Source organism: Phormidium sp. FACHB-1136, assembly GCF_014697375.1.
Lineage (GTDB): Bacteria > Cyanobacteriota > Cyanobacteriia > Phormidesmidales > Phormidesmidaceae > Nodosilinea.
In genome coordinates this window covers 24008-34297 of record NZ_JACJRS010000057.1, presented here as the reverse complement: position 1 = coordinate 34297, position 10290 = coordinate 24008, and the positions used below count along the sequence as shown (strand labels likewise).

The 10290-nt window shown below is 51.5% G+C and carries 11 protein-coding genes, 1 tRNA gene and 1 pseudogene; 10 read left to right on the top strand and 3 right to left on the bottom strand.

Annotated features, from left to right (window positions below):
* Positions 1-413 precede the first annotated feature (413 nt).
* The 3 genes from H6G62_RS16650 to H6G62_RS16640 are packed head-to-tail and all read left to right on the top strand — an operon-like array spanning position 414 to position 1587.
* A complete protein-coding gene (locus H6G62_RS16650) occupies positions 414-764 on the top strand; it encodes a DUF86 domain-containing protein (RefSeq protein ID WP_190497146.1) in 351 nt (116 codons plus the stop codon).
* Positions 765-778: 14 nt separating this feature from the next.
* Positions 779-1018: a UPF0175 family protein gene (locus tag H6G62_RS16645; protein ID WP_190497143.1), complete on the top strand. Its 240-nt coding sequence runs from the start codon at positions 779-781 to the stop codon at positions 1016-1018.
* Positions 1009-1587: a hypothetical protein gene (locus H6G62_RS16640; RefSeq protein ID WP_190497141.1), complete on the top strand. Its 579-nt coding sequence runs from the start codon at positions 1009-1011 to the stop codon at positions 1585-1587. Before H6G62_RS16645 ends, H6G62_RS16640 begins: the two co-directional genes overlap by 10 nt.
* A 197-nt stretch (positions 1588-1784) precedes the next feature.
* Here H6G62_RS16640 and H6G62_RS16635 read toward each other — a convergent pair.
* Positions 1785-1857: transfer RNA gene (locus H6G62_RS16635), tRNA-Val, on the bottom strand.
* Positions 1858-2050: 193 nt separating this feature from the next.
* Between H6G62_RS16635 and H6G62_RS16630 the strand changes: the two genes are divergently transcribed.
* From H6G62_RS16630 to clpP, 4 genes are all read left to right on the top strand, one after another.
* Positions 2051-2725: a metal-binding protein gene (locus H6G62_RS16630; RefSeq protein ID WP_190497139.1), complete on the top strand. Its 675-nt coding sequence runs from the start codon at positions 2051-2053 to the stop codon at positions 2723-2725.
* A gap of 78 nt (positions 2726-2803) precedes the next feature.
* A complete protein-coding gene (locus tag H6G62_RS16625) occupies positions 2804-3358 on the top strand; it encodes a pentapeptide repeat-containing protein (protein ID WP_190497137.1) in 555 nt (184 codons plus the stop codon).
* A gap of 187 nt (positions 3359-3545) precedes the next feature.
* Entirely contained in the window at positions 3546-4412 is an 867-nt protein-coding gene (locus tag H6G62_RS16620) for a 6-carboxytetrahydropterin synthase (protein ID WP_190497135.1), read from the top strand.
* Positions 4413-4533: 121 nt separating this feature from the next.
* A complete protein-coding gene (clpP, locus tag H6G62_RS16615; protein ID WP_190497133.1) occupies positions 4534-5139 on the top strand; it encodes an ATP-dependent Clp endopeptidase proteolytic subunit ClpP in 606 nt (201 codons plus the stop codon).
* On the opposite strand, the gene H6G62_RS16610 is transcribed toward clpP, so the two are convergent.
* Entirely contained in the window at positions 5136-5903 is a 768-nt protein-coding gene (locus H6G62_RS16610) for a hypothetical protein (protein WP_199325061.1), read from the bottom strand. The two genes, clpP and H6G62_RS16610, sit on opposite strands and share 4 nt — an antisense overlap.
* A gap of 202 nt (positions 5904-6105) precedes the next feature.
* Between H6G62_RS16610 and H6G62_RS16605 the strand changes: the two genes are divergently transcribed.
* Positions 6106-6939: a DUF475 domain-containing protein gene (locus H6G62_RS16605; protein ID WP_190497131.1), complete on the top strand. Its 834-nt coding sequence runs from the start codon at positions 6106-6108 to the stop codon at positions 6937-6939.
* A 145-nt stretch (positions 6940-7084) separates the two neighbouring features.
* Positions 7085-7333: a hypothetical protein gene (locus tag H6G62_RS16600; protein WP_190497129.1), complete on the top strand. Its 249-nt coding sequence runs from the start codon at positions 7085-7087 to the stop codon at positions 7331-7333.
* A 126-nt stretch (positions 7334-7459) separates the two neighbouring features.
* On the opposite strand, the pseudogene H6G62_RS16595 reads toward H6G62_RS16600, so the two are convergent.
* Positions 7460-7973, bottom strand: a pseudogene (locus H6G62_RS16595) (transposase).
* 852 nt (positions 7974-8825) lie between these two features.
* Here H6G62_RS16595 and H6G62_RS16590 point away from each other — a divergent pair.
* Positions 8826-10289 (top strand): hypothetical protein, encoded by a 1464-nt coding sequence (locus H6G62_RS16590; protein WP_190497127.1) that lies wholly within the window; start codon positions 8826-8828, stop codon positions 10287-10289.
* The last annotated feature ends 1 nt before the right edge of the window (position 10290 follow it).

Sequence of the window (10290 nt, the reverse complement as noted above, 5' to 3'; positions counted from 1 at the left end):
AGGAATAATGTCATTGAGATATTTTAAGGTTTTATTTTTGTTGAGCAATTCCTGCTGGCGTTCCTCAAAGTCCCAGAATCCTTTTTGTCCCATAGTCCTGATGAGAAGTGAGTAATTTATACTGTCTATGATCTCATCTTTTCGTGTCTATCGACTATCTCTTTAAGAATCAAAATACTAATGATCAAATATTGGGCTATTAGCAAATATTTCAGGAATCTAGATTTCGACATGAGTCTCATTGTGAGACAGTGCCTTCAGTATTTTTCGAGGTGCCCTAGAGCATATTAAAATTCAGCAAGAACTTGAATCTATTCTAGGAAGAAAAGTTGACTTGATTAGCAAGCGAGCCATTGAACGCAGTCAAAACTGGGTTCGTCGCCAAGAAATTCTTTCTACCGCCCAGAAGATTTATGCTCAGCAATCGTGATCATGCCACTCTTTTAGATATTTTTCATGCTTCTCAAAAGATCTTGAGATACAAGTCTGGCATGGATAAAGCAGCTTTTCTTGAGGACGACAGAACTCAGCCCGCCATCGTTTTTCAGCTGTTGATTATTGGAGAAGCCGTCAAACTCCTTTCCTTAGAATTGAGGACGCAGATCCCCAATATTCCCTGGTCGCTCATCGCTGGAATGCGGGATAAATTAATTCATCGCTATGACGATATTGATCCGGATGAGGTCTGGAAAACAGCAGAGGTTGATATTCCAGGTTTACTCAGTGAATTGACCTCAATGCTTCCAGGTGAGCCATTCAACTAAAATGAGCCTAAACCATGCAAATCACCATCGACTTACCCGATAACCTTCAAATCACCGAAGCCGACCTACGGACAGAACTAGCCATAACCCTCTTTCAGCAAGAGCGAGTTACCCTAGGCACAGCCAGCCAGATTGCCGGAATGCATCAAATGGAATTTCAGCAGCTTCTTGGTAGCCGAGGTATTTGTATCCATTACGATGTCGCAGAATTTGAAGAAGACCTGCAAAATCTCCGTAATCGAGGATGGCTATGATTGTCGTTAGTGATACCTCACCTTTAGGTAGCCTAGCGTTGATTGACCACCTCTGGCTGCTACAAAATATCTATGGCACCGTCATCATGCCTGATGTTGTCGCTAACGAACTGAAGGCTGCCCAAGATATTCGCATTCAAAATATTCTCAATCTCGAATGGATTCAAATACAGTCCCTGAACGATCCAATCATTGCTGAAAACTTACGACAGAACAAAAACTTAGATCATGGAAAAGCCTATGCGATTGCTTTGGCGATTCAAATCAAATCTGATGAACTCCTAATGGATGAACGAATAGGTCGCAGAGAGGCACAGCGTCATGGTCTTTCTGTCATTGGTTTATTGGGCATTTTAGTAATCGCCAAGCAAAGAAACCGCAGATTCAAATCTGAAGTGCAACACTCTGTCTCAGAGCCGCTGTCAGCCTTCGCGGTCATGACCACAACCAGGAACACGGTACAGCGCAGCACAGCAGGCTATAGGACTTCTCGTGGGTCTAGTGACCGATCCATGGCTGCAAGCGGATTTGAGCAGGTGTTGCACTTCAACCTTGAATTGGCCGCTTAAGTTTCAAGTTTAAGTTTCAATCGAGTTGAAAGAATCGCCTGCCTTACAACAGGCATAAGTCCAACGGCCTTTGGCGACATTAATTTTGTCACCACTAGCTTGACGACAAGATTTTGTCCCGACGACGCTAATTCGACTCCGGCGACATCAATTTGTCCCCGATGACAAATAACGTGTCACTGTACAACAGTAGGGAATGGGCGATACTGGACTCGAACCAGTGACATCCTGCTTGTAAGGCAGGCGCTCTACCAACTGAGCTAATCGCCCGTGCGTTTCACGATTAGCTATCGTAGCAGAGAATGGGCCGTTTTTGAGCATGGCCTAAACTTTCGCAACCGTTCAAATTTGCCCCAGGGTTGGCCTGGGCGGATGGCTTGCTTGGCCACTCGGAGCATAGGGGACGAGGGATTGGGCGATGAACCCCCTTGCCTTTGGGCCATAATCTTGATACACCTGATCCATGTCATCAGGCCGCACCCATGATCGCATTACCCTGTGGACACTGCCGTTGGTGGTGCTCTTGGCGTTTTGGGTCACGCTGGATGGATGGCTAACGGTGCTGGTGTGTTTAGGTTTTTTGCTGGGGGGCTGGGTCTTTGGCCCCGATTTAGATATTCATTCGGTGCAATACAAGCGCTGGGGCTGGCTGCGGTGGATTTGGCTACCCTACCGGGGCAGTATGCGCCATCGGTCGCGCTGGTCCCATGGCCCGGTGATTGGCACGGTGGTGAGGGTGGTCTATGCGTCCCTTTGGCTGGCCTTGGTGGGGCTGGTGGTGGTGGATGTGCTGAATGGGATAGGCTACACGGCCCTGACCTGGGAGGATTTGGTTGGGGGCTTAGGGGCACATCTGCGCACCCACTGGCCCCGTTGGTTGGCTTTGTTGGCGGGGTTGGAACTGGGTTCCCTTAGTCACTACAGTGCCGATTGGATCTCCTCGGCTTGGAAGCGAAGGGCGAAGGGGGCCAAGTCATCGACCGCTAAGGCATCAGCCAAAGCTCAGGTTTCAACCAAAACAGCGTCGTCCAAAACCGGGAAAGCTAAAAATGCGAAGGCTAAGCCCCGCCGATCTGCTCCTAGCGGCAAAGCGAAATCCCAGCCCCCACCCAAGCGCCCCCCTAAATCGTCTAATTAGGGCGCATGACTCGACAATCGCGGTGGGGTTGATTACCGTGGGGTTATCGGTTTGCGGGTTAAGGGGGTTGGAGGATAGATGGCCTTACGATTCCACACTGGTCTGCGCGGGAGACTGGGCGTTTTAGCGAGTGGGCTAGGGGCAATCATCGGCCTCTGGGGTTTTTCGTCGGCCCAAGCAGCGGATTCGGCGGATTTGCAAACCCTCCTAGAAACGGGTATCTGTATCGAATGTGATCTACGCGACGCCGATCTGCGCTATCTCGATCTGAGCGGGGTGGTGTTGCGGGGGGCTAATTTGGCGGGGGCCAACTTCTTTCGGGCCAACCTCACAGGGGCCGATTTGGCTAGGGCCAACCTGACGCGGGCCAACTTTTCCATGGCCACCATGGTCGATCTGGTGGCAAACTTGGCCGATATGAGCCACACCAACTTGCTAGGGGCCGACCTCAGCCATGCATCCTTGTTGGGGACGATCCTGGCCAACGCCCACCTGGAAGATACCGTCATGGTTGGAGCGCTGCTGACCCGTGCGGATCTACGTCAGACGAAAATTGTCAGCGCCGACTTTCGGGGGGCTAACCTCTGTGGGGCGCATTTTTCCTACGGCGACTATCGGCTGGATTGTCCCTAGCCCGCCTGGTTCATCACAGACCGGAAAGGCTCGTCCTTGCCGTGAAAACGGGCGTCGAAAATAGGCGTCTGTCAGCCCATCGGATCGATAGGCCCACCTTGCGCCTCTGAGTCGTAGGGATTTTAGACTATGCTGAAGGGGGAATTTGTTACTCAAATTTACGCTTCTTTAAGTAGCGTCATAGTCTATGAAATGCATTATTAACCGTCGGGCGGAGTTTTCGGCCAGCCACCGCTATTGGCTACCAGAACTCTCGGAGGAGGCCAATTCTCAGCAGTTTGGCCCCTGTGCCAAGGCTCCCGGCCACGGCCATAACTACGTGCTCTATGTCGCCATGGAGGGCGATCTGGATGAGTACGGCATGGTGCTCAACCTCTCGGATGTGAAGCACGTCATCAAGCGGGAAGTGACCAGCCAGCTCGATTTTGCCTATCTAAACGAGGCATGGCCCGAATTTCAGCACACCCTGCCCACCACCGAGTTTCTCGCTAAGACAATCTGGGATCGGCTGATTCCGCACCTACCCATCGTCAATATTCAACTGTTTGAACACCCCGAACTCTGGGCCGATTATCAAGGAAACGCCATGGACGCCTATCTCACGATCAGCACCCACTTCAGCGCTGCCCATCGGTTGGCTTCGCCGAAACTGAGCTACGAAGAAAACTGCGAAATCTACGGCAAATGCGCTCGCCCCCACGGCCACGGCCACAACTATCATTTGGAAGTGACGGTAAAGGGACAGATCGATCCCCGCACCGGGATGCTGGTGGATTTGGCCCAGTTGCAAGCCGTCATTGACGACACCGTGGTAGAGCCCTTCGACCACACCTTTTTAAACAAAGACATTCCCTACTTTGCCGAAGTGGTGCCCACCGCCGAAAACATTGCGGTTCACATTCGCGATCTGCTGCAAGCCCCCATCGCTGCCCTAGGGGCCAGCCTGCATAAGGTGAAGCTGATCGAAAGCCCCAACAATTCCGCCGAGGTCTATTGTGCGGTGACGCCTTCTCCCGCCGCCTCGGTCGCGGTTCCCGAACTAGCCACCGTGTAGGTGCCCCGTCCGCCAGGACAGCCCACCCCGCCGTGGAGCCACGGCAACCGCCCTGGTCAACCGGATCATGGGCGGAAGTCGCTACAATAAGCCATAGCAGTGAAACAAGTAGCCTATCCTCATGATTCCTACCGTTATTGAGCAATCCGGGCGTGGTGAACGCGCATTTGACATTTACTCTCGTCTGTTGCGCGAGCGGATTATTTTCCTGGGCCAAGAGGTCACCTCCGACTCCGCCAACCTGATTGTGGCGCAGATGCTGTTTTTGGAAGCGGAGGATCCCGATAAGGATATCTACCTCTACATCAACTCCCCCGGTGGGTCGGTGACGGCGGGCCTCGGCATTTACGACACCATGAACCACATTCGGCCCCAGGTGTGTACCATTTGCGTGGGTCTCGCCGCCAGTATGGGCGCATTTCTGTTAACCGCTGGGGAAAAGGGCAAGCGCATGAGCCTCCCCAACTCCCGGATCATGATCCACCAACCCCTTGGCGGTGCCCAAGGCCAAGCCACCGATATCGAAATTCAGGCGAAGGAAATCCTCTACCTGAAGCAGCGCCTAAACGAAGCCATGGCCAACAACACGGGCCAGCCCATCGAGAAAATAACCGAAGATACCGAGCGGGACTTCTTCATGAGCCCCCAGGAGGCGGTGGAATACGGCCTCATCGACCAGGTGATTGACCGCACCTCCGTGGGTGGTCGGCCCTTGGCCGTCGCCTAGGTAGCGGGGGTGGGCTGAGTTTCTAGGAACAGCAAGAACTCCAGCAGTTCATCATCGGTGAGATCATGGCGGGATCGCTTGCCATAGGTCTTTTCCAGGAACTCTCGCCCCTGGTTGACGTTCCAGCCCAAGCGCTGAAGCTCCACATCGGTTTGGGCAATAATGTCCGACAGGTCGATGGATGGAGTCGGAATGCCCTCCAAGGACAGTAAATCCGGCTCGAAGGCCGTCGGGGGTGGGGGTGCTGTTGCCCCCGACTCCAACGGTACCGTCTCCAAGGGCGGTGACCACTCCGAGAATGCATCCACGGATGCGTCAACGATCTGGGCGGGTGTGGCGGGTTGGTCATCCCAGATCCTGTCGAGATGAGACGCCTGGGGGGCCACCCGCAGGGGTTCCTCTACCTGGGAGGTGCCTCCATTCCTGGCGGTGGGTGACGACACCGCCAGAGCAGGCGCAGGTGGGGGTGAACTCGGTGGAGAGGGCCGGGTAGCCGCAGCGGGATCGGACGGCGGTACCATCAGGCTGGGGGGCGGTACGAGGCCAATCTCAGGCAGCCCGCTATGGTTGAGGGCGCGCACACAGGCGTTATCTTCGGCGGTTTCTAGAACGCTGTGAGCGGCTAACCCCGTGGATAGGACACGGTCTTCCACCATGACCGCAACCCGCACAATGTACAGCCCATCGTGAATACGGACTAACGTAGACGCCACACTACCCTGGGGGTAATGCTGGCGAAAGGCTGTAAGCAGAGACCTCAGCACGCGGGATCGCTCCTAGGATGAGACAGGGAACAGATGAGGGATGCGGGAGACTAAGCGGGAACTTTAGACAGGTATGACCTGTTAACCCTACTACGCCTGGGCCAACGGTGCAGGTTAGACTAAAGCCTAATCCCCCTCCGCCTGCTCGGAAGCAACGGATTACAAAACGCTAGATGCTGCCCAGGGTAGCCAAACTGAATTCATGCTAGACCAACTGCTCGACATTTCGACCAACCTTGGGGTGGATACACTGCTACTGTTGCCAGTGCTGATTGCTCTGGAAGCGGTGCTCTCCGCCGATAACGCCATTGCCCTCGCGGCCATCGCCCAGGGCTTAGAGGGGGAGAAACTGCAACGCCAAGCCCTAAATTTTGGGTTGTTGATTGCCTTTGTGCTGCGGGTGGCGTTGATTTTGGCAGCGGGCTGGGTGCTACAGTTTTGGCAGTTTGAAGTCCTCGGAGCCGCCTATCTACTGTGGCTGGTGTTCAAGCATTTCACCGCCGAAACCGACGAAGCGGATCAGCACCACGGCCCCCGCTTTGCCTCCCTGCTCCAGGCCATTCCCATCATTGCCTTTACCGACCTCGCCTTTTCCCTGGATAGCGTCACCACGGCCTTAGCTCTGTCTAAAGACACGCTGGTGATTTTGCTAGGCGGGCTGATTGGAGTCGTAACCCTCCGGTTTATGGCGGGGCTGTTTATCCGCTGGCTGGAAGAATTTGAACATCTAGAAGATGCAGGCTTTGTCACCGTGGCCTTTGTGGGGGCTCGGCTGCTGGTGCGCGTGGTCGATCCGGCCCTGGTGCCCCCTGAGTGGTTGATGGTGCTGCTGATTGCCGTCGTCTTTACCTGGGGCTTTTCTAAGCGCACCGAGATGCTCCCTCAGGATGAAACCCATGCCCCGGCCATGGCAGAAGCGGGACGTAGCGCCACCGTTTTGCCCACCGTGGCCGAGGTGGAACAGGCCCACCCTGAAAAAGCAGAACGGGCCACTACCCCAGAAAGCTCCGATGTGGGTTACGCAGAACCCTCCTAGGCCAGAACCAACCTCCGGTGAATACGCTGCCTGGGCAACCAACCGAGGCAGAACGGCAGATTTCCCCATCCCGGTCGTCACTCATACGCCTTGACTAGACTTAAGAAAAGCTTTAGAAAAGGTTAATAATACATTAAGGGGCCGTATGACTCGTTCTAACCCATCATCGGACGCTCAGGCTCACGATCAGATGCTGTTCCCCCGTAGTCGTTACTACGGCGAATTTTCCCCCAAGAACCTGGCATTTAACGCCAATTTGCAAGAATTTGCCCACCGAGTCGGCTATATTTCCTGCCTCAACACGGGCGGTAAGATCTCTCCTGAAGACGCCTATCAGCGAATTCAAGGGCTTTATCACCAACTGAAGCAGAGCAAGAAAAGTCTGGGGCTGTAGGGGGCATCGGTTAGCATCGCACAACAAAAATCGCCCGTTCCCAGGCTAATCTTGGAGGGGTTTTGAGGGAGCCATTGCGCCGAGCTTGACGAAGTAAAAGCGTTCTGCCATGGCTAGGGCGTGTCATCAAATCAGCCAGATGCCCCATGCAGCCATGTAAATAGCGCTGAGAAAGGTCTCGACCAGTTTGTCATAGCGGGTGGCCATGGCTCGATATTGCTTGGGTTTGGCAAAGAAATTCTCAATCCAATGACGGGCCTTGCATAAGTCCCGGTCATACTCGCGGGGCGTCTTGCGGTTGCGCTTGAGCGGAATCACCGCCGTTTTGCCCTGGGCTTTGAGCGGTTCAATCACCCATTTATCGGCGTCATAGCCCTTATCGGCCAGCACCGTGTCGGTGGGAATAGCTGCTGGTGGGCGCGGACGACGGAAGCGGGTATGGATTTTGCGATAATGCCCAAAGCGCTCTAGCAAATCTCGCCAGGGGATTCCCGACCGATAGCGATACAGCACCGCCTCCACAAACAAGCGATTGTCCTGGCCCGTCACGCTGACCCAGCCTTTAGAACCGGGGGGGGAGATCCTGAATGCGCTCCCATTGGTCGTCACGGCGGGCAAACGCCGCTGGGTTTTCCCCCATTGGTTTCGCGGCAACAGCTACTTCCGCATGGGCTGGGATTGGCTAAAAACCGCCTTAACCCAAGACTGGCCCCTCATCCGCCTACCCACAACCGCGACCCTGAACCCGCCATGGCATCTCGAAAACAGGATGACCAACGCACCTATCACATCGAATTCAAAATACACACGTACGGCTATGTCGCCAACTAAGTTTTGTCAGTCAACTAGCCTCCTAGGTCAATGACTGAAGCTAGTCATAAATTAAACATCACCTACTGATATGGACTAAGGACTTATTTCCAAGCGTCAGAGAATAAATCAGAGTCATTTTTGTTAAGAAATTAACTAATTTGTTAAGAAATTAACTAACGATTCAGGATATTGTGGCGGATCGTTGGAATGCCTGACTATAATGTGCTCGTCGGTGTTCTCTAACAACATTCCTGATTGCTGTGATAGCGAGTCTGTAAGAACTCCGCTAGCAGAAGGCTGTTTCTAAAAGGTTTCGCTAAGAGCGCCTTGCATCCATCAAACTATTTTTCTGTAAATGCTCTATAGTCATCGCCAGTGACCTTAGGACAAGGCCAAGTCGTCATGCCCATATCCACAAGTCGAATCAATTTAATGTCCTAACTAACGTATCTGCCGCTATAACAGAAAATTATTAGAGACTAGGGTTCCCTGAGCATAAAATTTTTCGGAAGCTCTCGCAAACTCAAGGCTTGGGCAAAATAGCGGCAATTTAACCAATTAGAGAAAGTCTTCAAGAACAGGATTTTCGAGCCTTTGTTCACTTTTTATGCAATATTAGATTCGTTAAACGCGGGTCATTTTTGCAGTTATTACGTCTTCAATAAGGACGCAAATAGTTATGAAAAGTCGTGAAGAACTTATTAGACAGCAAGAGCGACTTCTTGAAGTCTATGAAAGCGTGAAAGATCCGTTGGCAGGCTATCCAAATGTTGTAAGTATTGGTATTGGTATTAAAGAAACTGATGGTCAACTAACGGAAGAGGGATGTATCAAAATAATTGTCAGCGAAAAGAAAAGTGAAGCTGATCTAGAGCCTAATCAAGTTATTCCCAAAGAAATTGAAGGGGTCAAGACTGATATTATTTTTCGGAAGAAGAAGATTCTCTTAGCCTCTTGTACCGTAGACTTGGGGAACTATCGACCTATCAAAGGTGGGATTAGGATTAATAATATTAGAAATGGTTCTGGTCACCCTAGATCTGGCACCTTAGGATGTCTTGCTAAGTTGGATTCTGATAATAGCTGGGTAATTCTGAGTAATCATCATGTGTTGTATGGAGATTCAGGACAGGATGGCGATGAAATTGGTCAGCCGTGGGTAGGCTGCTGCTGTTGCTGCCGAACGAATGTGATTGCCGTCAACCTTGATAAGGATTTGTCTTTAGACTGTGCGATCGCTAAAGTTAAAGACGATATCGCAATTGAAAATAACATCTTAGAAATTATGAATATTGAAGGCAACGGTGTAACAATTCCTATTAATGGAGAGCGTGTTAGAAAAAGGGGGGCTACAACAGGATTAACCTCTGGAGAAATCACCTATATTGATCCATCAACCAAAGAAATTACTATTAATCCTAGACCCAGTGGAGGACCTGCCAACGATCCCGGAGGCTGCACCAACTATCGAAGCGGTGTCAATGTATTTGCCTATCATGGCGATTCAGGATCAGCCATTGTAAATAACGACAATGAGGTTGTAGCCCTACTTTACTCTGTTAGTGAGGATTATTCCCAAGGTTTTGCCAATGATATTATTCGTGTTCAGGCAAGTCTGGGAATCACAATTAATACCACCAGCTCAGCCCCTAATAGAGTTCCCATCTCAAATCTTTCACCTGAACTTCCAATTGGTAATGATGATAGTGAATTGAACGATGCCTGGATTGAGTATATCGAGGGGTATTTAGAGGCAAACCAAACTGGAAAGCATATTAAAAAGATTATTGAGAGACACCAAGAAGAAGTCTTGAAGCTGGTGAATAAGCATCGCCCCGTTATGGTCACCTGGCAGCGTAAACAGGGGCCAGCCTTTGTTGCGGCGCTGAACCGCAGCATAAAAAATCCAGACTATGTTATTCCCCCTGAGATTAACCGAGTCTCGCTTCAGAACCTATTGATGAGCATGGCCTCGGTTTTAGAAGAGCATGGTAGTGAAGCTTTGCGGAAAGATCTTCAAAAATATGCCCTAGAAGTTATTCAAATCAGCAGGGATTGCCATACTGCTGAGGATTTCTTAAAAAGCATTGAGCAATTTGATGACGAAACGAGAATTCAGCAGCCCTCCCTACTGGCCAACTGAT

Bases quoted from the DNA above. Each gene is read 5' to 3' on its own strand.
- H6G62_RS16640 (WP_190497141.1), top strand. From the start codon at position 1,009: ATGGCTATGATTGTCGTTAGTGATACCTCACCTTTAGGTAGCCTAGCG.
- clpP (WP_190497133.1), top strand. From the start codon at position 4,534: ATGATTCCTACCGTTATTGAGCAATCCGGGCGTGGTGAACGCGCATTT.
- H6G62_RS16600 (WP_190497129.1), top strand. From the start codon at position 7,085: ATGACTCGTTCTAACCCATCATCGGACGCTCAGGCTCACGATCAGATG.
- H6G62_RS16620 (WP_190497135.1), top strand. From the start codon at position 3,546: ATGAAATGCATTATTAACCGTCGGGCGGAGTTTTCGGCCAGCCACCGC.
- H6G62_RS16590 (WP_190497127.1), top strand. From the start codon at position 8,826: ATGAAAAGTCGTGAAGAACTTATTAGACAGCAAGAGCGACTTCTTGAA.
- H6G62_RS16650 (WP_190497146.1), top strand. From the start codon at position 414: ATGCTCAGCAATCGTGATCATGCCACTCTTTTAGATATTTTTCATGCT.
- H6G62_RS16605 (WP_190497131.1), top strand. From the start codon at position 6,106: ATGCTAGACCAACTGCTCGACATTTCGACCAACCTTGGGGTGGATACA.
- H6G62_RS16630 (WP_190497139.1), top strand. From the start codon at position 2,051: ATGTCATCAGGCCGCACCCATGATCGCATTACCCTGTGGACACTGCCG.
- H6G62_RS16625 (WP_190497137.1), top strand. From the start codon at position 2,804: ATGGCCTTACGATTCCACACTGGTCTGCGCGGGAGACTGGGCGTTTTA.
- H6G62_RS16645 (WP_190497143.1), top strand. From the start codon at position 779: ATGCAAATCACCATCGACTTACCCGATAACCTTCAAATCACCGAAGCC.